Origin of the sequence: Gordonia iterans (genome assembly GCF_002993285.1) — a bacterium.
In the GTDB taxonomy this organism is placed as follows: domain Bacteria; phylum Actinomycetota; class Actinomycetes; order Mycobacteriales; family Mycobacteriaceae; genus Gordonia; species Gordonia iterans.
The window spans coordinates 3,105,872-3,129,770 of record NZ_CP027433.1 but is presented as its reverse complement, the minus strand read 5'-3'; the positions used below and the strand labels follow the sequence as shown (position 1 = coordinate 3,129,770).

General features: G+C 71.1%; 24 protein-coding genes. 17 read left to right on the top strand and 7 right to left on the bottom strand.

Features of this window, described 5'->3' with window-relative positions; translation table 11 throughout:
• Positions 1–17 precede the first annotated feature (17 nt).
• The 7 genes from C6V83_RS14425 (at position 18) to C6V83_RS14395 (ending at position 7,077) form a co-directional block, all read left to right on the top strand.
• Positions 18–803, top strand: coding sequence for an electron transfer flavoprotein subunit beta/FixA family protein (locus tag C6V83_RS14425; RefSeq protein WP_105942973.1), 786 nt, complete (start codon positions 18–20; stop codon positions 801–803).
• A gap of 39 nt (positions 804–842) precedes the next feature.
• Positions 843–1,799, top strand: coding sequence for an electron transfer flavoprotein subunit alpha/FixB family protein (locus C6V83_RS14420; protein WP_105942972.1), 957 nt, complete (start codon positions 843–845; stop codon positions 1,797–1,799).
• A 284-nt stretch (positions 1,800–2,083) separates the two neighbouring features.
• On the top strand, positions 2,084–2,929 hold the full coding sequence (locus tag C6V83_RS14415; protein ID WP_105943978.1) for a GNAT family N-acetyltransferase: 846 nt from the start codon (positions 2,084–2,086) through the stop codon (positions 2,927–2,929).
• Complete coding sequence (locus tag C6V83_RS14410; RefSeq protein WP_234353755.1) at positions 2,926–3,846, top strand: lysophospholipid acyltransferase family protein; 921 nt, start codon at positions 2,926–2,928, stop codon at positions 3,844–3,846. Before C6V83_RS14415 ends, C6V83_RS14410 begins: the two co-directional genes overlap by 4 nt.
• Entirely contained in the window at positions 3,783–4,952 is a 1,170-nt protein-coding gene (locus C6V83_RS14405; RefSeq protein WP_105942971.1) for a cysteine desulfurase family protein, read from the top strand. The genes C6V83_RS14410 and C6V83_RS14405 overlap by 64 nt, the downstream gene beginning before the upstream one ends.
• The gene (gene mnmA, locus C6V83_RS14400) at positions 4,949–6,073 is read left to right on the top strand and encodes a tRNA 2-thiouridine(34) synthase MnmA (RefSeq protein ID WP_105942970.1); all 1,125 of its coding nucleotides are present in this window, start codon (positions 4,949–4,951) and stop codon (positions 6,071–6,073) included. The genes C6V83_RS14405 and mnmA overlap by 4 nt, the downstream gene beginning before the upstream one ends.
• Positions 6,070–7,077, top strand: a complete 1,008-nt coding sequence (locus C6V83_RS14395) for a uroporphyrinogen decarboxylase/cobalamine-independent methonine synthase family protein (protein WP_234353754.1) — start codon at positions 6,070–6,072, stop codon at positions 7,075–7,077. The genes mnmA and C6V83_RS14395 overlap by 4 nt, the downstream gene beginning before the upstream one ends.
• A 22-nt stretch (positions 7,078–7,099) precedes the next feature.
• Here C6V83_RS14395 and C6V83_RS14390 read toward each other — a convergent pair whose 3' ends face one another.
• On the bottom strand, positions 7,100–7,735 hold the full coding sequence (locus C6V83_RS14390; protein WP_105942969.1) for a GntR family transcriptional regulator: 636 nt from the start codon (positions 7,733–7,735) through the stop codon (positions 7,100–7,102).
• Between the two features lie 112 nt (positions 7,736–7,847).
• Between C6V83_RS14390 and C6V83_RS14385 the strand changes: the two genes are divergently transcribed.
• From C6V83_RS14385 to C6V83_RS14375, 3 genes are read left to right on the top strand one after another with little or no spacing between them, the layout of a single operon-like run.
• Positions 7,848–9,134 (top strand): MFS transporter, encoded by a 1,287-nt coding sequence (locus C6V83_RS14385; protein WP_105942968.1) that lies wholly within the window; start codon positions 7,848–7,850, stop codon positions 9,132–9,134.
• Positions 9,131–9,925, top strand: a complete 795-nt coding sequence (locus C6V83_RS14380) for a DsbA family protein (RefSeq protein ID WP_325027356.1) — start codon at positions 9,131–9,133, stop codon at positions 9,923–9,925. The genes C6V83_RS14385 and C6V83_RS14380 overlap by 4 nt, the downstream gene beginning before the upstream one ends.
• Before the next feature lie 4 nt (positions 9,926–9,929).
• A complete protein-coding gene (locus C6V83_RS14375; protein ID WP_105942966.1) occupies positions 9,930–10,826 on the top strand; it encodes a cytochrome c biogenesis CcdA family protein in 897 nt (298 codons plus the stop codon).
• Positions 10,827–10,890: 64 nt separating this feature from the next.
• Here C6V83_RS14375 and C6V83_RS14370 read toward each other — a convergent pair whose 3' ends face one another.
• Positions 10,891–11,283, bottom strand: a complete 393-nt coding sequence (locus tag C6V83_RS14370; RefSeq protein WP_105943975.1) for an MmcQ/YjbR family DNA-binding protein — start codon at positions 11,281–11,283, stop codon at positions 10,891–10,893.
• 99 nt (positions 11,284–11,382) lie between these two features.
• On the opposite strand from C6V83_RS14370, the gene ligA reads away from it, so the two are divergent.
• The gene (ligA, locus tag C6V83_RS14365) at positions 11,383–13,425 is read left to right on the top strand and encodes an NAD-dependent DNA ligase LigA (RefSeq protein ID WP_234353753.1); all 2,043 of its coding nucleotides are present in this window, start codon (positions 11,383–11,385) and stop codon (positions 13,423–13,425) included.
• Positions 13,426–13,743: 318 nt separating this feature from the next.
• Here ligA and C6V83_RS14360 read toward each other — a convergent pair whose 3' ends face one another.
• The gene (locus C6V83_RS14360) at positions 13,744–14,409 is read right to left on the bottom strand and encodes an ACT domain-containing protein (protein WP_105942965.1); all 666 of its coding nucleotides are present in this window, start codon (positions 14,407–14,409) and stop codon (positions 13,744–13,746) included.
• 144 nt (positions 14,410–14,553) lie between these two features.
• On the opposite strand from C6V83_RS14360, the gene gatC reads away from it, so the two are divergent.
• A complete protein-coding gene (gene gatC / locus C6V83_RS14355; protein ID WP_105942964.1) occupies positions 14,554–14,865 on the top strand; it encodes an Asp-tRNA(Asn)/Glu-tRNA(Gln) amidotransferase subunit GatC in 312 nt (103 codons plus the stop codon).
• A complete protein-coding gene (gatA, locus tag C6V83_RS14350; protein WP_105942963.1) occupies positions 14,862–16,370 on the top strand; it encodes an Asp-tRNA(Asn)/Glu-tRNA(Gln) amidotransferase subunit GatA in 1,509 nt (502 codons plus the stop codon). Before gatC ends, gatA begins: the two co-directional genes overlap by 4 nt.
• Here gatA and C6V83_RS14345 read toward each other — a convergent pair.
• Entirely contained in the window at positions 16,337–17,539 is a 1,203-nt protein-coding gene (locus C6V83_RS14345) for an alpha/beta-hydrolase family protein (protein ID WP_234353752.1), read from the bottom strand. The two genes, gatA and C6V83_RS14345, sit on opposite strands and share 34 nt — an antisense overlap.
• Positions 17,536–18,075, bottom strand: coding sequence for a hypothetical protein (locus C6V83_RS14340; RefSeq protein ID WP_105942962.1), 540 nt, complete (start codon positions 18,073–18,075; stop codon positions 17,536–17,538). The genes C6V83_RS14345 and C6V83_RS14340 overlap by 4 nt, the downstream gene beginning before the upstream one ends.
• Positions 18,076–18,241: 166 nt before the next feature.
• Here C6V83_RS14340 and C6V83_RS14335 point away from each other — a divergent pair, with 166 nt between their 5' ends.
• The 3 genes from C6V83_RS14335 (at position 18,242) to C6V83_RS14325 (ending at position 21,355) form a co-directional block, all read left to right on the top strand.
• Entirely contained in the window at positions 18,242–19,519 is a 1,278-nt protein-coding gene (locus C6V83_RS14335; RefSeq protein ID WP_234353751.1) for a sensor histidine kinase, read from the top strand.
• A gap of 10 nt (positions 19,520–19,529) precedes the next feature.
• Entirely contained in the window at positions 19,530–20,171 is a 642-nt protein-coding gene (locus C6V83_RS14330) for a response regulator (RefSeq protein WP_105942960.1), read from the top strand.
• 149 nt (positions 20,172–20,320) lie between these two features.
• Positions 20,321–21,355 carry an ATP-dependent 6-phosphofructokinase gene (locus tag C6V83_RS14325; RefSeq protein WP_105942959.1) on the top strand — a complete coding sequence of 345 codons (1,035 nt, stop codon included), beginning with the start codon at positions 20,321–20,323 and terminating at the stop codon, positions 21,353–21,355.
• A 9-nt stretch (positions 21,356–21,364) separates the two neighbouring features.
• On the opposite strand, the gene C6V83_RS14320 is transcribed toward C6V83_RS14325, so the two are convergent.
• Entirely contained in the window at positions 21,365–21,937 is a 573-nt protein-coding gene (locus tag C6V83_RS14320; protein ID WP_199832525.1) for a DUF1707 SHOCT-like domain-containing protein, read from the bottom strand.
• 62 nt (positions 21,938–21,999) lie between these two features.
• Positions 22,000–22,257, bottom strand: a complete 258-nt coding sequence (locus tag C6V83_RS18955; RefSeq protein ID WP_105942957.1) for a PspC domain-containing protein — start codon at positions 22,255–22,257, stop codon at positions 22,000–22,002.
• Between the two features lie 124 nt (positions 22,258–22,381).
• Here C6V83_RS18955 and gatB point away from each other — a divergent pair, with 124 nt between their 5' ends.
• Positions 22,382–23,887, top strand: a complete 1,506-nt coding sequence (gene gatB, locus C6V83_RS14310) for an Asp-tRNA(Asn)/Glu-tRNA(Gln) amidotransferase subunit GatB (RefSeq protein WP_105943972.1) — start codon at positions 22,382–22,384, stop codon at positions 23,885–23,887.
• Positions 23,888–23,899: the final 12 nt, after the last annotated feature.

The window sequence follows — 23,899 nt, the reverse complement described above, 5'->3', positions numbered from 1 at the left end:
GGAGGTCTCCAAGACCCATGACGAACGTTGTTGTTCTGATCAAGCACGTGCCGGACTACACGGCCGAGTGGCAGCTCTCCGCAGACGACTACACGCTCGATCGCGGTGCCGTCGACGGCATCATCGACGAGATCAACGAGCGCGCTGTGGAAGAGGCACTCCAGATCAAGGAGGCCAACGGCGGCGAGGTGACCGTGCTCTCCGCCGGTCCCGCCCAGGCGGCCGACGCCATCCGGAAGGCGCTGTCGATGGGCGCCGACAAGGCGATCCACATCCAGGACGACGCGGTGCACGGCAGCGACGCCGTCCAGACCGCCTACCTGCTGGCCACCGCCCTGGGCACCGTCGAGGGCGTCGAGCTGGTCATCGCCGGCAACGAGTCCTCCGACGGCCGCGCCGGAGCCGTGCCGGCGATGATCGCCGAGTACCTGGATCTGCCGCACCTGACCCTGCTGCGCAAGCTCGAGGTCGACGGCGACACCCTGCGCGGTGAGCGCGAGACCGACGACGGCATCTTCAACGTCGAGGCCACCCTCCCGGCCATCGTCTCGGTCAACGAGAAGATCAACGAGCCGCGCTTCCCCTCGTTCAAGGGCATCATGGCCGCCAAGAAGAAGACCCCCGAGGTCCTCACCATCGCCGACCTGGGCATCGAGGACGGCGTCCTCGGCGTCGCGAACTCGGGCTCCAGCGTCTCCGGCGTCACCCCGAAGCCGCCGCGCACCGCGGGTGAGCGGATCACCGACGAGGGCGACGGCGGCGTGAAGGTCGTCGAGTACCTGGCCGGCCAGAAGATCATCTGATCGCCCACCCGAGACACCAAAGACATTCAGGAGAAGAACATGGCTGAAGTACTCGTGCTCGTCGAGCAGGACGCCGAGGGTGGACTGAAGAAGGTCACCAACGAACTCATCACCGCCGCCCGCGCTCTGGGCGAGCCGGCCGCTGTCGTGATCAGCGCGCCGGGCAAGGCCGACGGCGTCCTGGGCGCCCTCGCCGAGGCCGGTGCCGAGAAGATCTACGTCGCCGAGTCGGACGACGTCGCGAACTACCTGGTCTCGCCGAAGGTGGACGTGCTGTCCTCCCTCGCCGAGGAGAACGGTCCCGCCGCCGTGCTCATCGCCGCCAACGCCGAAGGCAAGGAGATCGCCGGTCGCCTGGCGGTTCGCCTGGGCTCGGGTCTGCTGGTCGACGCGATCCAGGTCGGCGCCGACGGCACCGGCGTGGTGTCGGTCCGCGGTGGCGCGTTCACCGTGGACGCGCAGGCCGGCGGCGACGTTCCGGTGCTGACCGTCCGTCCGGGCGCGATCGACGCGGCACCGGCGGCCGGGGCGGGCACCCGCGTGGACGTCGCGGTCCCGGAGCAGGCCGAGAACGCCGTCAAGGTGACCGGCTTCGCTCCCAACGTGGGCGGCGACCGTCCGGAGCTGACCGAGGCCTCGATCGTGGTCTCGGGCGGCCGCGGCGTCGGCTCGGCCGAGAAGTTCGAGGTCGTGGAGGCGCTCGCCGACTCGCTCGGCGCCGCCGTCGGCGCCTCGCGTGCCGCGGTCGACTCCGGCTACTACCCGGGCCAGTTCCAGGTCGGTCAGACCGGCAAGACCGTGTCGCCGCAGCTGTACATCGCGCTGGGCATCTCCGGCGCCATCCAGCACCGCGCCGGCATGCAGACCAGCAAGACGATCGTGGCCGTCAACAAGGACGAAGAGGCCCCGATCTTCGAGATCGCGGACTTCGGCGTGGTGGGCGACCTGTTCGACGTCGCGCCGCAGCTGACTGAAGAGATCAACAAGCGGAAGTAGTTCCGCACGGCGTGCTGACACGCCACCGGCACCCCGGCGATGCTCGCGCATCGTCGGGGTGTCTCTTTGCCCTGAGCGTGTCCCTACTGTGGCGTAGCCATGCGCGGAAGCGGGAATCGAGGGGCGCGAACTGCTGGAATCCAAGGACGTCAGCATCCCGTCCGTGGGCGTAGGTCACGGTGGGGACACGACCCGGCCGTGCCTACCCGCTGTTCACCGGAACTCCGGCCGACCTTCACGTGCGGTCGGCCTGGGCGTCGTTCGCGCGGGCTTTCATTCGGGGCATGACGGTAACTCCGGTCCATGCCCCGCTCACCCTCTCGCCGGCACGACGCGTGCTCCTGCACGCCGGCGACTACGACGTGGTCGCCAGCGAGCACCCCGCCGACGTCCGGGCCGCGCAGCGGCTTCGCTTCGAGGTCTTCCGCGCCGAGCCCGGCTACTCCGACGCCATCGGCGACGACGGCACCGGGCTGGATGCCGACCGTTTCGACGACTTCTGCGATCACCTCCTGATCCGGCACCTGCCGACCGGCCGGCTCGCCGGCTGCGCGCGCGTCCTGCCGCCGCCCCGGGCGATCGCCGCCGGCGGCTGGTACTCCGCGAGCGAGTTCGACCTCACCGAGATCGAGGCCATCGGACCGCAGACGGTGGAGATGGGTCGCGCCGTGGTCGATCCCGAGCACCGCAGCGGCGCCGTGACCGGGCTGCTGTGGACCGCGGTGCTCAGCTATCTGGAACAGGGCGGCTACCGCTACCTGATGGGCTGCGTCTCGGTGCCGCTGGAGTCGGACCCGGGCCGCGGCCGGGAGCTGCGCGGCATCCGCGATCTGGCGCTCAGCCAGTACGCGGCGCTGTGGACCGCGCATCCGTATCGGCGGGTGGAGGTGGACGGCGCCGGACTCGACGCGGTCGAGCCGCCCGCGAAGGCCGCACTCCCGCCGCTGTTGCGCGGTTACGTCAGACTCGGCGCCCGCGTGTGCGGGGAACCGGCGTTCGACGAGGTCTTCGACGTCGGCGACTTTCTCACCGTCCTCGACCGCGAGCAGGGCGATCCTCGATATCTCGCGCGGTTGCGAGGGGCCCTCGCCCGCCTCAGCCCGGCCGACGGCGAGGCGTCGCAGCGGTGAATCCGTGGCTTCCGGTCAGCGCGTGCGGACCGTCGTGCGTGTCGGCGCCCGGCGAGCGCGCCGGCCGGATCCGGGTGGCCGCCCGGGTCCTGGGGTTGGCGTTGCTGCTGCTCACGCTGGTGCCGGCCGGCGCGCTGACCCTGATGACTCCCCGGCGAGTCCGGGTCCGGTACTGGCGGTTCACCGCCCGCTGCGGGCTGTTCGCCTTCGGCGTGCGTCTGGACGTCGTGGACCATCGCCCGCGGGAGGCGCGCACCGTGCACGGAGCGCTGGTGGTGGCCAATCACATCTCGGTCCTGGACATTCTGGCGATCGCGACGGTGTGCCCGGCGCGGTTCGTGGCCAAGCACGAGGTGCTCGCGATGGCCGCCGGGCCACTGCTGCGCTGTTTCGGCGTGCTGCCGCACCGGCGCGGCGACTTGCGGGCGCTGCCGCCCGCGCTGGCCGGGGTGCGCGCGATCCTCGATCGGGGCCGGCCGGTCGCCGTCTTCCCCGAGGGCACCACGTGGTGCGGGATTGCCGCCGGACGCTTCCGGCCCGCGTTCTTCCAGGCCGCCCTGGACACCGGCGTGCCGGTGCTGCCGATCAGGATCGCCTACCGCAGCGAAGGCCGCACCTGCACCGCGCCCGGCTTCGTCGGCGACGACGAGGTGGGCGACACCCTCGGCCGAGTGCTGCGCGCCCGGTCGCTGCGGGTGCGGGTCGTCGTGCATCCGCTGCAGTTGCCCGCCGGCGACCGGCGCACGCTCGCCGCGCGCTGCGAGGCGCTGATCCTTCCCGCACCCGCGGTCGCGGACCTGGGAACGCGCACTTTGGGCCGGACGCCGCCCGCGGCTATCCTGGACCGAAGATCATGTCCGTCTATCTCGACAACGCCGCCTCCACCGCGATCGTCCCCGAAGCCGTCGCGGCGATGACCGCTGCCTGGCGCCGGCCGGGCAATCCGATGTCGCTGCACGACGCCGGGCGGCGCGCCCGCCGCACGCTGGAGGAATCACGCGAGTCCCTCGCGCGGTGCATCGGCGCACGGCCCTCGGAAGTGCTGTTCACGGCGGGTGGGACCGAATCCGACAACCTCGCGGTCAAGGGCATCTACCGGGCCCGGCGCGCCGAGGACGGGCGGCGCCGCCGGATCGTGATCTCCGCCGTCGAGCATCACGCGGTGCTCGATCCCGCGCAGTGGCTGGCCGAGAACGAGGACGCCGAGTTGGTGATCCTGCCGGTGGACCGCACCGGCCGCGTCGACCCGGCGGATCTGCGTGCCGAACTCGAACCGCACGCCGACGAGGTAGCGCTGATCTCGGTGATGTGGGCCAACAACGAGGTCGGCGTGCTGCAGCCGATCGCCGAGCTGGCGGCCCTGGCACGCGAGTTCGCCGTGCCCATGCACTCCGACGCGATCGCGGCGGTCGGTCACGTGCCGATCGACTTCGCGGCGAGCGGACTCTCGGCGCTGAGCCTGGCCGCACACAAGTTCGGCGGACCGCAGGGAGCCGGCGCGCTGGTGCTGGGCCGCGATGTCGCCGTGCAGCCCCTGGTGCACGGCGGCGGGCACGAACGCGACCTGCGTTCGGGAACGCAGGACGTGGCCGCAGCCGCCGGAACAGCGGCGGCACTGCGGGTGGCTGTCGAGCGGTTCGACGAGCACACCGCGCACGTGCTCGCGCTGCGCGACCGGTTGCTCGGGGTGCTGTCCGAGATCGACGGCGCGGTCGTGAACTCCGGTCCGGACGGGCTGCCCGGCGTGGTGCACGTGACCTTCGACGGCTGTCAGGGCGACTCCCTGCTGATGCTCCTCGACGCCAAGGGAATCGAGTGCTCCACCGGCTCGGCGTGCACGGCAGGCGTCGCGTCGGCCAGTCATGTGCTCCTCGCGATGGGGCTGGACCGGGAGGCCGCACGGGGGTCGCTGCGCTTCTCCCTCGGCCCGGACAACACCGTCGCCGACGTCGACTACCTGGCCTCCGTTCTCGATGAGGTCCTCGATCGTGCTCTCGCCGCAGGTCTGACGGGGGTGCGATGAGTACGTCCAGACCGCGCCGCCGAGTTCTGGTCGCCATGAGCGGTGGCGTCGACTCCTCGGTGGCGGCTGCGCGCGCGGTCGAGGCCGGACACGACGTGGTCGGCGTGCATCTGGCGCTGTCGACCGCCCCGGGCGCGCTGCGCACGGGCTCACGCGGCTGCTGTTCGCGTGAGGACGCCGACGACGCGCGCCGGGTCGCCGACATGCTGGGGATCCCGTTCTACGTGTGGGATTTCGCCGACCGGTTCAAGGACGACGTGATCGACGAGTTCGTCGCCGCCTACGCCGCCGGCGAGACCCCGAATCCGTGCCTGAGCTGCAACGAGAAGATCAAGTTCGCCGCGCTCGCCGAGCGGGCGCTGGCCCTGGGCTTCGATGCGCTCGCCACCGGCCACTACGCGCGGCTCAACGACGGCGAACTGCGGCGCGCCGTGGACGAGGACAAGGACCAGTCGTACGTCCTGGCCGTACTGGATCACGCGCAGCTCTCGCGCGCGATGTTCCCGATCGGCGACACCCCGAAGCCGGAGATCCGTGCGGAGGCCCAGCGCCGCGGCCTGCTGGTCGCGAACAAGCCGGATTCGCACGACATCTGCTTCATTCCGACCGGCGACACCCGGGCCTTCTTGGGTGCGCGGATCGGGGTGCGCCCGGGTGCCGTGGTCGACGCCGCGTCGGGCGAGCGGCTCGCCGACCACGACGGCGTGCACGGCTTCACCATCGGCCAGCGCAAGGGCCTGGGCATCGAGGCGCCCGCGGCTGACGGCGCTCCGCGCTACGTGACCGGCATCGATCCGGTGTCGGGCACTGTCACCGTCGGCACCGCCGACGATCTGGACGTGCGCACCATCGTCGCCACCAGGGCGATCTGGTCGTCCGGGGTCGCGCCCGACGGCCCGATCGAATGCACCGTGCAGGTGCGGGCCCACGGCGGCCTGGCCGAGGCCGTCGCCACACCGATCCCGGCGGCGGACTCCGAGGCGGGGGCCGGGATCCGGATCGATCTTCGCGAGCCGCTGCGCGGCGTCGCCCGCGGTCAGGCCGCGGTGCTCTACCTGCCGGATGCCGAACGCGGCGATCTGGTGCTGGGTTCCGGCCGGATCGCCTCGACCGCGCCGTGACCGCCCGGATCCCGACGGGCGTCGCCACCGGCATCGGATCGATGCCCGGCACCGATCCCCGGGAAGCGGTCGCGGTGATCGCCGGGGAGGTGGCGCTTCCGTTTCTGCCGGAGCTGCCTGCGCGCGGGGTGGGCGGCGACCTGATCGGCCGGGCGGCCGGGCTGTTGACCGGTATCCCGGTGGACTACGTGCACCGGACCTATCGACTGTCCGCGTCGCCGACCGCCGAGACCCGTCGGGCGCGGGACTACCTTCGCTGGGATCTCGATGCTCTCGAAGAACATTGGGAGAGAAGGGGTCTCGTCGGTTCTGTCGAGGTGCTCAAGATTCAGGCGTGCGGACCGTTCACGGTCGCGGCGCACGTGGAGCTGCGCGGCGGGCACAAGGCGGTTCGGGACCGGGGCGCGCTGTACGACATCGCCGAGTCGCTGGCCGCGGGCCTGGTGGAACAGGCCGAGGAGGTGCAGCGCCGGATCGGGGTACGGGTCGTCGTGCAACTCGACGAGCCGTCGATCGGGGAGGTGATCGACGGGACCGTGACACCGCTGACGAGGCTCGACCCGATCGCGCCCGTCCCAGTGCACGACGTCGCCGAGACGCTGGAGACCTTCGCCGCGCAGGTGGCCCGTCCGGTGCTGCTGCACTCGTGCGCCGTCCCGCGCTGGGAACTGTTCGCGCGGTTGCCGTCGTACGGACTCGCGCTCGACTTCACCCGGTTGCGTGCGCGCGATTACGACCCGCTCGGAGAGATCCTCGATGCGGGTCGCGTGGTCGCCGCGGGCGTGGTGCCCGCCGTTGATCCGGGGCTCGCGCCGGAGCGGATCGCCGACGACCTGGCAGATCGTCTCGCCGGCCTGGGTGACCGGATGGGTATGCCGCGCAGCATGTTCGGAGAGCAGTTCTTGGTGACTCCGGTGTGCGGCCTCGCCGGGGCGACGCCGTCGTGGGCGCGCCGCGCGCTGGCGATCGCCTCGGCGGTGGCCGACGCCGTCACCGGCGCCTGACCACCGCGCCGGCGCCCCGGGTTCACGGCAGCCGGTGGCTCTCTTCCTGGTGCGCGTGAAGCCGCTCGGCGAAGCGCGTCCAGGCACCGGCCTCGGCGTCGTCGAGGAGCCGCCGGTGCTCGTCGAGCACGGTGTCCGGCCGGTCGGTGATGGTGGGGGTGCTGCGCAGGATGGAGAGGAGCTGTCGCCCTTGGAGGCGGTCGTACAAGTCGAGCATCACGGTGTTGGCGGGCAGCGCGGCGAACGCGCGGTGAAAGGCCATCGCGGCCCGGGCGAATGCCGGGAAGTCGTCGTCGCGCAGCGCGCGCTCCTGCTCGGCGAGGTTCGGGGCCAGATGGTCGCGCAAGCCGCGGCGAGCCGCCTCGCCGGCGAACTGGACGCCGGCGGTCTCCAGTGCATGGCGTGCCTGTGCGGCCTCGCGCACCTCGTCCAGGCTGAGTTCGCGGACCAGCGCACCGCGCTTGGGATAGATGGTCAGCAGGCCTTCGTCCTGCAGCAGGCGCAGGGCGGTGCGCACCGGGGTGCGACTCACCGCCAGTTCCGCGGCCAGCGCCGACTCGCTGAGCATGGTGCCGGGCGGGTAGGCGCCCGAGAGCAGTGCGGTGCGGATGTGCGTCAGCGCACGGTCGGCGGCCGAGGCCGGATCTGCCGTGGTCATCTCGTACTCCTGTCGGGGGAACCCGCCGGCTCCCGTCGGGGGAAGCCTACCGTCGTGCTCGGCCGGGAGACGACGGCTTGCACATCTAGGATTCAACTAGGATCCTAGATTTATGAAGCAGGCATCGGCAATGCAGGAGGTGAGGTCGCTCGACGTCGCCGCAGTGGCGCGGCGCACCCTGATCGTGGTGGTCGTGAGCCAGGTGCTCGGCGGTGCAGGTCTGTCTGCGGGCGTCTCGGTCGGTGCGCTGCTCGCCAAGGACATGCTCGGATCGGACGCCCTGACCGGTCTGCCCGCGGCGCTGTTCACCCTGGGTTCGGCGTTCGCCGCGTTCGGCGTCGGGCGCATCGCGCAGCGCCGGGGCCGTCGTACCGGCCTGGCCCTCGGCTTCGGGGCGGGGGCGGTCGGCGCGGTCGGGATCGTCGTCGCCGCGGCCACCGGCAGTGCGCCGCTGCTCTTCGCGTCCTTGCTGGTCTACGGGTCGGGGACCGCGACCAATCTGCAGGCCCGCTATGCCGGGACCGACCTCGCGGCACCGCACCGCCGCGGCACCGCCGTCAGCGTGTCGCTGGCGGGGACCACCGTGGGCGCCGTCGCCGGCCCCAACCTCATCGCCCCCATGGGCGCCTTCGCCGAGGGCATCGGCATCCCGCCGCTGGCCGGGCCCTTCCTGCTGGCCGCGGTCGCGTACGGCGCAGCCGGACTCTCGTTCTGGGCGCTGCTGCGGCCGGACCCGTACCTGCTCGCCCGGCGGATCGCCGAGCGAGACGCGCCAGAGGACGAGGCTGCGGACGCGGCGGCCGCGCAGGCCGGGGCGCCGACGCTGCCGCGGCCCGCGCTCTACGTCGGCGCCGCGGTGATGGTGATCGCGCAGATCGTGATGACCGCGATCATGACGATGACGCCGGTGCACATGACCGGCCATCACCACACGCTGTCCGCTGTCGGTGTGGTGATCAGTCTGCACATCGCGGCGATGTTCCTGCCCTCGCTCGTGACCGGGCCGCTGGTCGATCGCGTCGGCCGACGGCGGATGGCGATCGGGTCGTCGTTGCTGCTGGCCGTGTCCGGGGTGATGGCGGTCGCCGCCCCGGCGGACTCGGTCGGGTTGATGATCGCCGCGCTGATCCTCCTGGGCCTGGGCTGGAACGTCGGGCTGATCGCCGGCACCGCGCTGGTGATCGACGCCGTTCCGGCACTCGAACGGCCGAAGACGCAGGGCTCGGTCGATGTGCTCATCGCGCTGGCCGGGGCCGGAGCGGGCGCCCTCGCAGGGCTGGTCATGGCCGGCGCCGGCTTCAGTATGGTCGGGTACGGAGGTGCGGTGGTGGCGCTGGTGCTGCTGCCCGTGCTGCGGGCCGCGCATCGGCGCGGATGGTTCGGAGAGGTGAGGTCGTGACCGGAGACGAGCACGCGTCGGACGAGTCGTCGGCCGGTCACGACGATCACCGCTCCGGAGACGACCGGACCGGACGCGAGGGCGGACGACGCGGCGCGCGCGACCTGGTCGTGCTGGGCGTGCTCGTCGTGGTGCTGATCGGCCTGGTGACCGCGGTGGTCGTGAATCGCGCAGGCTCCACCGACACCGCCGATGCCACCGGCGGGCCGCAGACGTCGACGCCGAAGGAGTTCGGTCCGCTGGGCGACCTCGCCCGCCGGGATCCGGCGGATCGTCGTGCACTCGGCGACGTCGACGCCCCCGTGGTGATGGTGATGTTCTCGGATTTCCGCTGTCCTTTCTGCGCGGCATTCTCCCGTGACGTGGAACCGGAACTGGTCCGCCGGTACGTCGACACCGGAAAGCTGCGGATCGAATGGCGGGACCAGCCGATCTTCGGCGAGCAGTCCGAGCTGGCCGCGCGCGCGGGGTGGGCGGCGACCGCGCAGGGCAGGTTCTGGCCCTTCGTCGAGTCCGTCTATCGCGACGCGCCGGCGTCGAGCCACCCCGACCTGCCGATCGACGTGCTGGTGAAGCATGCGCGGGACGCCGGGGTTCCCGATCTCGACCGTTTCCGCAGGGAGACTCTCGGCGGCGGGTACGACGACGACGTCGCCCGCGACACCGCACCGGCCGAACAGTTCGGCATCATCGGCGTGCCCGCGTTCGTGATCGACGGCGAGCCGATCGTCGGAGCGCACCCGGTCGAGGTCTACGCCGGAGTGATCGACGAGAAACTCGGCGCAGGCTGACACCGTGACCGGAAACATCGGCCTGCTCGGCGCGTTCGTCGGGGGTCTGCTGGCGCTGCTGAGTCCCTGCGCGGCGCTGCTGCTGCCGTCGTTCTTCGCTTTCACCTACACCGGCTTCGGCACACTGGTCGCCCGGACCGGACTGTTCTTCCTCGGCCTGGTCGCGGTGCTGGCGCCGGTCGGTGCCGGAGTGGGCGCCTTCGGGTCGCTGTTCACCACACACCGAGAGACGCTCACCGCAGTGGGTGCGGTCGTGATCATCGTCTTCGGCCTGGTCATGGTATTCGGCAGCGGCTTCGGCTTCGGGGCGCTGTCTGGGCTGGCCGACCGCGTGCAGGTGGCCGGGCCGATCTCGACGGTGCTGCTCGGCGCGGTCTACGGCTTCGCCGGGTTCTGCAGCGGCCCGCTGCTCGGCGCGGTGCTGACCGTGGGCGTGGTGAGCGGCAGTCCGCTGTACGGCGCGCTCGTGATGACCGCCTACGCCGCGGGCATGACGGCGCCGCTGCTGGTCCTGGCGCTGTTCTGGGACCGGATCGGTCCGCGGGTGCGCAGCGCGCTACGCGGCCGGGAGATCTCGGTGGGCCGCCGGCGATTCCACACGACGTCGTTGATCGCGGGACTGGCCCTGATCGCGGTGGGGATCTTCCTGTGGGTCACCGACGGGACCGCCTCGCTGGGTGCGCCGGTGGGCGCGGACACGCAACTGCGCTGGCAGGGCGACATCGCGCGGTGGACCGGGCAGTTCTCCAATCTGGAGGCGGCGACGGCGGTGGTGGCCGTGCTCGTACTGGTGACGGCGGTACGGGTGGTGCGGCGCCGCGTGACCGGTCAGGATGTGCGCGAAAACAGCCGGGCGAACGGCGATGTGTCGGAGGCGCCCCCGGATCGGCGCTCATCCTGACCGAAGCGGCCGATCGTCGGGCTCCATACTGCTGACGGGCCTCGGCCCGAGACGCGGATGCGGCTCAATCGGACTCGGTCGGGAGCTGGGCGATCGCGCGCTTGGGGGCGACCTGCCGGAAACTCGCGTCCAGGAGTTCGGCCACCTCGTCCCAATCGCCGTCGAGGCTCAGATCCAGGGCGAGCCAGCCGTACGGGCCGTAATACGCGGGGACGAAGAATCGCTCGTCCTGCTCCAGTGCGGCCTTCTCTCCCGGGTCCGGGATGAAGAGGAGCGCGTGATCGCGGCGCTCCCGCGAACCCTTCTCGCCGCCCCCGTACACCGCGAAGACCTTGCCGCAGCGGAAGTTGGGCCGACCGTGCGAGACCTTCTCGGTGGCTTCCGGCAGAGCCAGTGCGAGCGCGCGCAGGCGCGCCAGGACGGGATCGTCGTCCTCGAACATGATCGGGTGCGGCATGAATCCAGGGTAGGGCCCGCGCGGGCCGTCTGCGGGCCGTCTGCGGGCGGTCGGCGCGCGAGGAGCCCGCTGTCGGCGCCGGACACTAAGATTCTCCGCGTGACGTCACCGCAGCAGCAATGGTCCGAGCTGGCCGAAGAGATCCGCGATCACCAGTTCCGCTATTACGTCAAGGATTCGCCCATCATCTCCGACGGCGAGTTCGACGAGTTGCTGCGGCGCCTGCAGCGGCTGGAGGAGGAGCATCCCGAGCTGGCGGCTCCGGACTCCCCGACCAAGCTTGTGGGCGGGGTCTTCTCCACCGCGTTCACGCCGGTCGATCACCTCGAGCGGATGATGTCCCTGGACAACGTGTTCGACGAGGACGAGCTGCGCGCGTGGATCTCGCGGACCGTGACCGAGACCGGCGCGGACACCGAGTTCCTCTGCGAGCTCAAGATCGACGGGGTCGCGCTGTCGCTGGTCTACGAGGACGGCACGCTGGTCCGGGGAGTGACCCGCGGCGACGGGCGCACCGGCGAGGACGTCACGCTCAATGCGCGGACCATCGCCGGGGTGCCGCACACGCTGACTCCGTCGGACGAGTATCCGGTGCCTGCCCGGCTGGAGGTCCGCGGCGAGGTCTACTTCCGCCTCGACGACTTCGAGCGGCTCAACGCGTCGCTGGTGGAGGAGGGCAAGGCCCCGTTCGCCAATCCGCGCAACTCCGCGGCGGGATCGTTGCGGCAGAAGAACCCGCAGATCACCGCGCAGCGCAATCTGCACATGATCTGTCACGGCGTCGGCCTGATCGAGGGCTGGCGGCCGTCGTCGCTGCACGAGGTGTACCTGGCGCTGGGAGCTTGGGGACTGCCGGTCTCCACGCACACCCGGAAGGTGACCGGCGCCGACGAAATCGTGGAGACGGTCGCGTACTGGGGTGAGCACCGGCACTCGGTGGAGCACGAGATCGACGGTCTGGTGGTGAAGGTCGACGACGCCGCGCGGCAGCGCCGGCTCGGCGCCACCTCCCGTGCCCCGCGCTGGGCGATCGCCTACAAGTACCCGCCCGAGGAGGTCACCACCACGCTGCTCGACATCAAGGTGGGCGTGGGCCGCACCGGTCGCGTCACGCCGTGGGCGGAGATGGAGCCGGTCAAGGTGGCCGGCTCGACCGTCGCCCGGGCCACCCTGCACAACGCGTCGGAGGTCAAGCGCAAGGGGGTGCTGATCGGCGACACCATCACCATCCGCAAGGCCGGCGACGTGATCCCCGAGGTCCTCGGGCCGGTGGTCGACCTGCGCGACGGCACCGAACGCGAGTTCGTGATGCCGACGCAGTGCCCCGAGTGCGGTGCCGACCTGCGCCCGGAGAAGGAGAGCGACGTCGACATCCGGTGCCCCAACGCACGCCACTGTCCGGCGCAACTGCGCGAGCGGCTCTTCCACCTGGCCGGCCGCGGCGCCTTCGACATCGACGCGCTCGGCTACGAGGGCGCGTCGGCGCTGCTCTCGAACAGGGTGATCGACGACGAGGGCGACCTGTTCGCGCTCACCGCCGACGACCTGACGGCGACGTCGTTCTACACCAACAGCACCGGTGAGCTCTCGGCCAACGGCCAGCGCCTGCTTCAGCATCTGGAGACCGCGAAGGACGTGCCCCTGTGGCGGGTGCTGGTGGCGCTCTCCATCCGGCACGTGGGCCCGACCGCGGCCCGGGCCCTGGCCACCGCCTTCGGTTCGCTGGAGGCGGTCGAGGCGGCGAGCGCCGAAGATCTCGCGCAGGTCGAAGGTGTCGGCGAGACGCTGGCCGCCAGCGTCCGCGACTGGTTCGACGTCGACTGGCACCGCGAGATCGTCGCCAAGTGGCGGGCCGCCGGGGTGTCGATGGCCGACAACGTGGACGAGTCCATCGTGCGGACCCTGGAGGGCAAGACGATCGTGGTGACCGGGTCGCTGAACGACTTCACCCGCGACGGCGTCAAGGAGGCGATCATCGCGCGCGGCGGCAAGGCTTCGGGCTCGGTGTCGAAGAAGACCGACTACGTGGTGGTCGGCGATTCGCCCGGCAGTAAGGCGGCCAAGGCCGAGCAGCTCGGCGTCCCGATCCTGGACGAGGACGCGTTCAAGACGCTGCTGGAGACCGGCGAAGTGAATCGATAGGCGTTTCGACTCGGCTCGTCGCTACGCTCCTGCCCGGCTCAACGAGCGGGTGGCCTCGCGCTGCTGGAGACCGGCGAAGTGAATCGATAGGCGTTTCGACTCGGCTCGTCGCTACGCTCCTGCCCGGCTCAACGAGCGGGTGGCCTCGCGCTGCTGGAGACCGGCGAAGTGAATCGATAGGCGTTTCGACTCGGCTCGTCGCTACGCTCCTGCCCGGCTCAACGAGCGAGCGGCTGCTGCTCCGTGGCGGCGGGTGGCTCCCAGCTCCTTGAGCCGGTGACGAACGTAGTGAGGAACCGTGTCGAAAGGATCGCGCGGTCAGCCGGCGCGGATCAGGCCCGAGACGATGCCGGTCAGGTGCCCGAGTCGGGCCACCTCGCTGGGCCGGAAGTCCGGGCCGCCGACGCGGCCGAGGAGCAGCGCCTTGCTGCCGCCGCCGAGCGGGGCGGCGGCCAGCGTCGTGGCGTACTCCTGCCAGGCGTCGGGCACCCAGGCACTGTGCGGATCGAACCCGCACGCGGCGGACAGCGGCAGCCAGTCGGCCTGTTCGAGCGGGGTCTCGGGCGCGCTTCCGCTGGCGGCCAGCCGGACCGCGGAGTCGTCGGAGCGGGTCACCACCATCGCCCACGACACGTTCAGCGTGCGCGGAGCCAGATCCGCGAGCACCTGCAGGCCGTCGCCGCGAGCCCCGGCCACGGCGTCGATCAGTTCCAGTTCCTGGTGGATGTCGAGCTTGTCGACGAACGGGCGCAGCGAATCAACGTGGACCCCCTCGACCTTCTCCGAGGCGGTGATGAGGGTGTCCGGCAGGGCGCCGGTGGGCAGTTCGACCACGATGTCGTCGACGGCGTAGCCGTCGCCGCGCTCCACGACCTCCAGAGACCGGATGTCGGCGCCCACCGCGCCGAGCTGGACGGCCAGCAGCCCGAGGCTGCCGGGGCGGTCGGTCAGGGTCACGCGCAAGAGGTACGACACGCCTTCCATTATTCCGGGCCGTGTTGCCGATCGGTTACGCGACCATTGCCGCACCGAACCCCGGATGCCCGTGTCGGCGGCGTTCGGAGCGGGGCTTACGCTGTTAGGGCGTGTCTCCCCCGGCAACGCACGTGTACGAGAGGAACCCAGGAGATGTCTCCGCAGTCCGAGCCGGCGATCAGCCGTGCCGAGGTCGCCCACCTGGCGCGTCTGTCGCGCCTGGCGCTGACCGACGACGAACTCGACCAGTACGCCGTCCAACTCGACTCCATCCTGGGCCACGTGGCCCAGGTGTCCGAGGTGGCCGCCGACGACGTCCCGCCGACCGCTCACCCCGCGGAGCTGCGGCACGTGGTGCGCGACGACGTCGTCGTGCCCGGGCTGACTCCGGAAGAGGCGCTGTCGGGCGCTCCGGCCGTCGAACAGGACCGTTTCGCCGTTCCGCAGATCCTCGGGGAGGAATGACCACCGTGAACGAGAGCTCAGTGAGCACCCGGACCGCCACCGAGGTCACCGGCCTCACCGCGGCCGAACTGGCTGCCAAGATCGCCGACCGGGAACTGTCCTCGGTCGAGGTGACCCGGGCGCACCTGGACCGCATCGCCGAGATCGACGGCGAGCTGGGCGCGTTCCTGCACGTGGGCGCCGAGCAGGCACTCGACGCCGCGCAGGCCGCCGACGACGCGATCGCCGCCGGCGAGGCGCCGTCGGCGCTGGCCGGTGTGCCGATCGCCCTCAAGGACGTCTTCACCACCGTCGACGCCCCGACCACCTGCGGCTCCAAGATCCTTGAGGGCTGGACGTCGCCGTACGACGCGACGCTGACCACCAAGCTGCGGGAGGCCGGGATCCCGATCCTGGGCAAGACCAACATGGACGAGTTCGCCATGGGCAGCTCGACCGAGAACTCCGCCTACCAGGTGACCCGCAACCCGTGGGACACCACCCGCATCCCCGGCGGGTCCGGGGGCGGCAGCGCGGCGGCGCTGGCTTCGTACCAGGCGCCACTGGCCATCGGCACCGACACCGGCGGCTCCATCCGGCAGCCGGCAGCGGTCACCGCGACCGTCGGCGTCAAGCCCACCTACGGCACCGTCTCGCGCTACGGGCTGGTCGCGTGCGCGTCGTCGCTGGATCAGGGCGGACCGTGCGCCCGCACCGTGCTCGACACCGCCCTGCTGCACGAGGTGATCGCGGGGTTCGACCCCCGCGACTCGACCTCGATCGACGTGGCCGTGCCCGACGTGGTGGCGGCGGCGCGCGCAGGGGCCACCGGAGATCTGACCGGTGTGCGGATCGGCGTCGTCAAGCAGTTGCAGGGCGAGGGCTATCAACCGGATGTGCTCGCCTCGTTCGAGTCCGCGTGCGACACACTGCGTTCGCAGGGCGCGACGATCGTCGAGGTGGACTGTCCGCACTTCGAGTACGCCCTGGGTGCGTACTACCTGATCCTGCCGTCGGAGGTGTCGAGCAACCTCGCGCGCTTCGACGCCATGCGGTACGGCCTTCGCGTCGGCGACGACGGCACGCACAGCGCCGAGGAAGTCATGGCGCTCACCCGCGACGCCGGCTTCGGTCCCGAGGTGAAGCGCCGCATCATGATCGGCACGTACGCGCTCAGCTCGGGCTACTACGACGCCTACTACGGCCAGGCACAGAAGGTGCGCACGCTGATCGCGCGGGACTTCGCCAGGGCCTTCGGCGAGGTCGACGTGCTGATCTCGCCGACCACTCCCACCACGGCGTTCACACTGGGGGAGAAGGTCGACGATCCGCTGTCGATGTACCTGTTCGACCTGTGCACGCTGCCGGTGAACCTCGCGGGCAACGCCGCGATGTCGGTGCCGTCCGGGATCGACGGACAGGGTCTGCCGATCGGCCTGCAGATCATGGCTCCGGCCCTGGCCGACGATCGGTTGTACCGGGTGGGCGCGGCCTACGAGGCGGTGCGCGGCCCGATCGAGGGCTGAGGGGCGCGCAACCCCTGTTCGGCGCCGTAGCGGTGGCCGTATCCGGTCGGCACGTCCAGGGACCCCGCGAGATCGATGGTGGTGGCGAGCATCGACAGGCCCGGGACCCACGGGAGCCGGCCCGTGTGCGGAGGTCGCCACAGCAGTGAAAGACGCAGTGCGGCAACGGGATCGCTGGGGTTATTGATCACCACCCGGCGGGTGTCGCCGGAGTCGTGTCCACCGCCGGGAACCCCGGACAGCACGGTGCCTGCGAGATCGACGCCGTGCTGGTGCGCCCATCGTCGCGCCTGCTCGGCGCCCACCGCACCGAGGCTCTGTCCGTACAGGTACACCGCCGGCCGGGCATGCCGAGGGCGCGACGACAACGCCCGGTCGACCGCGCGCAGCAGTGCCGTCGCACTGGTCCCCGCACGGTCGGGAGAACGCACGTATGCCTGCCACGACGGGACCTCGCTGTACTGCACGGCCAGTACCCGGACCGATCCGGCGAAGCGTCGCTCGAAGCCGGTCACCGCCGCCGCGTCGACCCATCCGGAGCCGGTGGGCACCGCGATCACCACGGCACGACGATCCGCGCCGCCGGCATGCATCCACCGGTTCACCAGCGCGGCGGCCCGGGGTTCGTCGCCGGTCGGTCCGCCCCGGGAACGCTCGAGCGCGGAGTAGAGCAGCACGGGCGTGTCCGGGATGTCGGGTGCGGCGGCCGCGGGGGAGGAGTCCACCGTGCCGAGGGCCACGACGGCACTGGCGGCGATCAGAAAGATCCTGCGCGAGAACGGCATCCACACGATCGCGCCGATCACCGCGGCAGGCACGGCTACGGTCGTGGCGATCCAGCCCGGTCCGATCGGCGGCATCCCCATCGCGGTGCGCAGACCGTCCTGCCACGTCACGGTCAGGGCCAGCGCGCCGAGCGCCGCGCCGACGAGACCTCCGACACGGCCCGCCACCGGCAGGCCGCGGATCCGGTGTGCGGCCGGCTCCACGTCCCGGCGCCACCGGACGAGGCGAGCCGCCGCGAGACCGAGCAAGAGACCGAGCACCGCCAAGAGGCTGCCCGCGACGGCCGAGAGGACCGCCGTCCTCGGCAGGGCGCCGGGAGTCATGGCCAGGCACCAGCCCGTCACCGCGCCGGCGACGGCCGCCGTGCGGTCCCGGGCGATCACGGCCGGCCCGCGACGGTCTCGGCGATGCGCGCGGCGAAGCTCCCCGCGAGGTCCAGTCCGGTCTCCGGGCGGGGCGCGGCGCCGCGCTGCCGCCAGGTGTTCAACGCCAGTCCCGCCCGGCTGACCTCGGCCGCCAGGTGACACAGCGGGTTGCTGCAGCTTCGATGCATGTCGGCGATCAGATCGGCGTCGAGCCGGGCGCGGAGCCCCGCCTGCACCGGGCCGCCGGTCGCATCGGCGTGCCGCAACAGGTCGTAGCCGTAGTCGTGCGCGCGGCAGGCGGGCTCGAACCGCCGGGGCAGCGGGATCGGCGACGAGCAGGAGCCCGCCGGATTGACGAGCCGCCCGTCTTCGACCGCCGGCCAGTAGCCGAGGTGCTCCGCGAAGCCCGCGGGGACGGCGAGTTCGGCCGGCGCGACGGCGGGAGCGGAGCGCGGCGAGACGGCCGAGGAATAACCGAAGAAGAACGACGCGGCGGTCGCGGCGAGCAGCGCGAGGCCGGCGATACAGTGCTGGAGGCGACGTGATCTGAACATGCTCTCGACGCTAGAAATCGCTGTCACCTGGGCGGATCACGCGCGGGAGCCAATCAACGGGCGCTCGTTCGGGTGGTCGCCGCCGGCCCGATCACCCGGACAGGGGACGGCCGGATCACCCCACAGGGTGACGCGCCGGATCGGCCGCTTCCCTACCGTGGGAGTGGTGAAGATCCGTCAACGTCTGGCCGCGGTGCGCCGGACCCTGCCGTCGACCGAACAGGTCCGGGACCCGCAACTGCGGGCGTATCTGGACAGCGGCTGGAACTGGGCGGCCATGCTGGCGACCGTCGTCATGCTGTCGATCACCTGGCCCCTGCTCGGCGAGGTCCTGCGCGTACCGGACTACGTGCTGCCGGTGCTCGCCCTGGCGTCGGTGCTCCCGCTGCTGGGTATCGCGGCCGGTCGCTCGATGGTCGGCGCGGGCTGGATGCTGATCGTCCTGGCCTGCCTGGTCACCGCACCGCTGCCGCAGGAGGCAGAGTACGACGACCTGCGGATCGCCGTCCCCCAATTCCTGGTCCTGATCGCGATGACGCTGGCGGCGTTGCTCACCCAACCCCTGCGGCGTCTCCCGGTGGTCTGGCTGGTCACTGCGCTGACGCTGGTGGTCTGCCTGCGCCAGGACATCGCCGACGGCTGGATCTTCGGGCTCACCGTGTTCGCGATCGGCATCGCCTTCCTGCGCTACTGGGTGAGCTCGCGGCGGGAGATCGCCGAGCAGACCGAGCAGACCGAGCTCGCCCGGGCCCGCGAAGAGGTGCTCGCCGAGCGGTCACGCATCGCCCGCGAACTGCACGACATCGTCGCCCACCGGATGTCGATGGTGGTGGTGACGGCACAGACCGCTCGGTACCGGCTGGCCGCCGCGGAGCCCGCCGAAGAGGTGTCGCCGCAGGTGGCCGCCGAGTTCGAGACCATCGCCTTGGCGGCGCGGGAATCGCTCGACGAGGTGCGCGCGCTCCTCGGGGTGCTCCGCACCGACCAGACGCACGCGCCCGACGGACCCGTCGAACCGCCGGCCCCGGGCATCGGCGGACTCACCGGACTGATCGACGACGCCCGCGCGGCCGGAGTGGAGGTGTCCCTCGACGACCGGGCCGAGCACGATGCGGTCGGCGACGCGGCCGGTCTCGTGGCGTATCGGATCGTGCAGGAGTCGCTGAGCAACGCGGTCCGCTACGCACCGGGAGCGCCGGTGAGCGTGACCCTGGAGTCCCTCGGCGGGGGCCGGCTGCGGGTCGCCGTGGTCAACGAACCGTCGCCGAGCGGTCTGACGATCGTCGACTCCCGCCGCGCGGGTCTGGGCATCCGCGGGATGCGCGAGCGGGCGACGGCGCTGGGCGGCACCCTGACCGCCGAGCCGACCGAGGCGGGCGGCTTCGCGGTGGTCGCCGTCGTGCCGCAGGCGTCCGGCGGAATCGGCTCGGCGGGTACCGATTAGGGTCGACGCTGTGCCGACAACCGTGGTGATCGCCGACGACCAGGCCATGGTCCGCGCCGGGTTCGCGGCCCTGCTGAACGCCGCCGAGGGGATCTCGGTCCTCGGCGACGCGGCCGACGGCGATGCGGCGGTGGCGCTGGTGCGACGGCTGCGGCCCGACGTCGTTCTGATGGACGTGCGGATGCCCGGCCAGGACGGGTTGTCCGCGGCGCGGCAGATCATCGAGGCCGGTCTGCCCACCAAGGTTCTGATGCTCACCACGTTCGACATCGACGACTACGTCTACACGGCGCTGTCGATCGGCGCGTCCGGCTTCCTCCTGAAAGACGCGCCGGCGGACGAGCTGGTGCGGGCGGTCCGCGTGGTCGCCGCCGGCGACGCGTTGCTGGCGCCCTCGGTCACCAAACGGCTCATCAGCGAGGTGACCGCCCGACGGCGGCGCCCGCCCAGCGCGGCCGCCGAGGTGCTCACGCCGCGGGAACGCGAGGTGCTGATCGTCGTCGCCGACGGGAAGTCGAATGCCGAGATCGCCGCCGAACTCTACGTCTCCGAGGAGACGGTGAAGACCCACGTGAGTCGGGTCCTGGCCAAACTCGGGCTGCGCGACCGCGCCCAAGCCGTCGTGTTCGCATACGAGAACGGGCTCAAGTAGGGCCGCCCGACCGTCGACTCCTGATCGATCCAGACCCGTTCGGGACGGATCACGCCGGTCCGGTGGCCGAGCCACAGGTGATCTGATCGAATAGGGCACGACGTTTCCGGTTCGGCGGAAGTCGACGCGACTGACAAGGATGGACGACGCTGATGGCTCGGTACGGGATTCTCACCTCCGGCGGCGACTGCCCCGGCCTCAACGCGGTGATCCGCGGCACGGTTCTGCAGGGCACCTCGGTGCACGGTCAGGAGTTCGTCGGCTTCCTCGACGGCTACAAGGGCCTCGTCTACGGCGACATCAAGCTGTTGACCCGTTCGGCCGTCCGCGGCATCTCCCGCCACGGCGGCACCATCCTGGGCACCAGCCGGTTCGGGCCGTACCAGAAACCCGACGGCGGTCCCGATGCCATCAAGAAGGTCCTCGAAGAGCTCGAGGTGGACGGCGTGGTCGCGATCGGCGGCGACGGGACCATGGCCGCGGCGAACCGCCTTTTCGGCGACGGCATCCCGATGGTCGGCGTTCCCAAGACCATCGACAACGATCTGCAGGCCACCGATTTCACCTTCGGGTTCAGCACCGCCGTCGAGATCGCGACGGAGGCGGCCGACCGGCTGCGCACCACCGGTGACTCGCACATGCGGTGCATGGTGCTGGAGGTGATGGGTCGGCACGCCGGGTGGATCGCGATCTACGCCGGCATCGCGGCCGGGGCGCACGTGACGCTGATCCCGGAGGCGCCCGAGACGCTGGACCAGATCTGCGAGTGGGTCACCGCGGTCAAGGATCGTCGTCGTGCGCCGTTGGTGATCGTCGCCGAGGGATTCAAGCTTCCGGAGATGGCGGAGGCGCACTCGGACCGCGGGATGGACGAGTTCAACCGGCCGCGACTCGGCGGAATCGGCGACATCCTGGCCCCGCTGATCGAGGAACGCACCGGGATCATCACGCGTGCAACGACTCTCGGCTACATCCAGCGTGGGGGTGTGCCCACCGCGTACGACCGCGTGCTGGGCACCAGATTCGGCCAGGCCATCAGCGACGTGCTCGCCGACGGCGATTGGGGCAAGATGGTCGCGCTGCGCGGGACCGAGATCGTGCGGGTGCCGTTCTCCGATGCCGTGGGCCACACCAAGAACGTGCCGATCAACTTCTACAACGGGGCTCGTGCGCTCTTCGGCTGAACCGGCGGCTCAGGCGCGCTTGATCACCACGCTGGATGCGGCGGAGACCGCGCCCGACAGGGTGATCACGTGGCCGCCGCGCCGGACCGGTGGACCGGCCTTGTCCTTGATGGTCGACCATCCGGTCTTGGTGAGCCCGGCGTAACGGATCTCCTGGTCGGGGCCGAGCTTGATCTTGACGGTGCTCACCGAGACCTGCAACTGCACCTCGACCATCAGCGTGTCGAACTGCGCGCGGGTGAAGTCCAGGACCAGGGTGCCCATCGATCCGGTCACCGACAGGGCGGCCGGCATGCGCCAACTGCCCTTGCGTTTGACGGTCTCCCAGTCGATGTCGACGGGAACCGGTGGCGCCGCCGGACGGCCGGTCGCCGGCGCGGGAGCGGCGAACAGCGCCTGCCCGTTCGGCAGGTCCTCCAGGAGTGGTTGAAGCTCTCCGCGGGTGCGCGCCAGATAGACCGCGCCCGTACGCTCTTCGAACTCGTCGATGTCCAGGTAGCCGGCGGCGAAGGCGTCGTTGAGCACGCGCACCACGTGCTCTCGTTCCGGTGTTCCGATCCGGATGTTGTCGTCGGAGGGCATGTCAGTCACCCTATCGGTTCCTCCGGGGCGGGCCGGTCGAGCCGGGGCGGCCGAGCGCACGGTCAGTCCTTCGGGATGATCAGCCAGAGCAGCAGGTACAGGAGCACCTGCGGGCCGGGTAGCAGGATCGACGCGACGAAGGCGATCCGCACCCAGGTGGCATCGACCCCGAAGTACCGGGCCAGGCCGCCGCAGACGCCGCCGAGCATCTTGTCGCTGCTTGAGCGGGTCAGGCGCTTGTTCGACGACGACGCTGCGCCCGGAGCGGATGCCGGAGCCGGATCGGGTTGCGGGATCGGGGGGATCAGCGGATCGGTCATGGGGTTCCTCCTGGGCCGGCGCCCGCCGTGGATCGGCAGGGGCGATGAGCTCGAATCTACGGAGCGCGGCGCCCGGTGCCATCGGGAGAATCCCGGAGATCGTCCCCCAGATACCATGGTCCGCATGAGTGTGGCTACCGACGAACTGATGGACTTCGACGACGTCCTGGAGCGATTCGATCCCGTGATGGGCATGGAGGTGCACGTCGAGCTGGGCACCGAGACCAAGATGTTCTGCGGTTGCCCCACCACCTTCGGCGGCGAGCCGAACTCGCAGGTCTGTCCGGCCTGTCTCGGGCTGCCGGGCTCGCTGCCGGTGGCCAACGCGAAGGCCGTCGAATCGGCCGTCCGGATCGGTCTGGCGCTGAACTGCTCCATCCGCGAGTCGAGCGTCTTCGCCCGGAAGAACTACTTCTACCCGGACCAGCCGAAGAACTACCAGATCAGCCAGTACGACGAGCCCACCTGCTACGAGGGGTACCTGGACGTGGTGCTCGACGACGGCACCACCTGGCGGGTGGAGATCGAGCGCGCACACATCGAGGAGGACACCGGGAAATCGCTGCACGTCGGCGGCAGCACCGGTCGCATCCACGGCGCCAGCCACTCGTTGCTCGACTACAACCGGGCCGGCGTGCCGCTGGTGGAGATCGTGTCCAAGCCGATCGTCGGGGCGGGGGAGCGTGCGCCGGAGGTGGCGCGGGCCTATGTCACCGCGCTGCGCGATCTGCTGCGCGCCCTCGAGGTGTCCGACGTCCGGATGGACCAGGGATCGATGCGCTGCGACGTCAACCTGTCCCTGATGCCCAAGGGCGCCGCCGAATTCGGCACCCGCACCGAGACCAAGAACGTCAACTCGCTCAAGAGCGTCGCCGCGGCCGTCACGTACGAGATGCGTCGCCAGGGCGCACTGTTGGCCGCCGGCGGCGAGGTGATCCAGGAGACGCGGCACTTCCACGAGTCCGACGGCACCACGTCGGCGGGTCGCCGCAAGGAGACCGCCGAGGACTACCGCTACTTTCCCGAGCCCGACATGCCGCCGCTGATCTGCGAGCCCGCGTGGGTCGACGGGCTGCGCGGCACCCTCCCGGAGCTGCCGTGGGTGCGTCGTGCCCGGATCCAGGCCGAGTGGGGCGTCTCCGACGAGGTGATGCGCGACCTGGTGAACGTCGGCGCCGTCGACCTGATCATCGCCACCGCCGATGCCGGCGCCAAGCCGGAGGCCGCGCGCAGCTGGTGGGTCTCGTTCCTCGCGCAGCAGGCCAACACGCGTGAGTTGGAGCTCGCCGACCTGCCGATCACCCCGGCCCAGGTCGCCGAGGTGATCGGACTGGTCGACGAGGGCAAACTGACCAACAAGCTTGCCCAGCAGGTGGTCGTCGCCGTGCTCGACGGCGAGGGCGAGCCCGCCCAGATCGTCGCCGACCGCGGCCTCGAGGTGGTGCGCGACGACTCCGCCCTGCAGCAGGCCGTCGACGACGCGCTTGCCGCCAACCCGGACATCGCCGACAAGATCCGCAACGGCAAGGTGCAGGCCGCCGGCAAGATCGTCGGCGACGTCATGAAGGCGACCCGCGGTCAGGCCGACCCCGCCCGCGTCAAGGAACTGGTGCTCGCCGCCTGCCAGTGAGGGGTCTCGAAC

Bases quoted from the DNA above. Each gene is read 5' to 3' on its own strand.
- C6V83_RS14385 (WP_105942968.1), top strand. From the start codon at position 7,848: ATGAAGCAGGCATCGGCAATGCAGGAGGTGAGGTCGCTCGACGTCGCC.
- gatA (WP_105942963.1), top strand. From the start codon at position 14,862: ATGACCACCGTGAACGAGAGCTCAGTGAGCACCCGGACCGCCACCGAG.
- C6V83_RS14420 (WP_105942972.1), top strand. From the start codon at position 843: ATGGCTGAAGTACTCGTGCTCGTCGAGCAGGACGCCGAGGGTGGACTG.
- gatC (WP_105942964.1), top strand. From the start codon at position 14,554: ATGTCTCCGCAGTCCGAGCCGGCGATCAGCCGTGCCGAGGTCGCCCAC.
- C6V83_RS14370 (WP_105943975.1), bottom strand. From the start codon at position 11,283: ATGCCGCACCCGATCATGTTCGAGGACGACGATCCCGTCCTGGCGCGC.
- C6V83_RS14340 (WP_105942962.1), bottom strand. From the start codon at position 18,075: ATGTTCAGATCACGTCGCCTCCAGCACTGTATCGCCGGCCTCGCGCTG.
- C6V83_RS14320 (WP_199832525.1), bottom strand. From the start codon at position 21,937: ATGCCCTCCGACGACAACATCCGGATCGGAACACCGGAACGAGAGCAC.
- gatB (WP_105943972.1), top strand. From the start codon at position 22,382: ATGAGTGTGGCTACCGACGAACTGATGGACTTCGACGACGTCCTGGAG.
- C6V83_RS14415 (WP_105943978.1), top strand. From the start codon at position 2,084: ATGACGGTAACTCCGGTCCATGCCCCGCTCACCCTCTCGCCGGCACGA.
- C6V83_RS14390 (WP_105942969.1), bottom strand. From the start codon at position 7,735: ATGACCACGGCAGATCCGGCCTCGGCCGCCGACCGTGCGCTGACGCAC.
- C6V83_RS14360 (WP_105942965.1), bottom strand. From the start codon at position 14,409: ATGGAAGGCGTGTCGTACCTCTTGCGCGTGACCCTGACCGACCGCCCC.
- C6V83_RS18955 (WP_105942957.1), bottom strand. From the start codon at position 22,257: ATGACCGATCCGCTGATCCCCCCGATCCCGCAACCCGATCCGGCTCCG.
- mnmA (WP_105942970.1), top strand. From the start codon at position 4,949: ATGAGTACGTCCAGACCGCGCCGCCGAGTTCTGGTCGCCATGAGCGGT.
- C6V83_RS14425 (WP_105942973.1), top strand. From the start codon at position 18: ATGACGAACGTTGTTGTTCTGATCAAGCACGTGCCGGACTACACGGCC.
- C6V83_RS14405 (WP_105942971.1), top strand. From the start codon at position 3,783: ATGTCCGTCTATCTCGACAACGCCGCCTCCACCGCGATCGTCCCCGAA.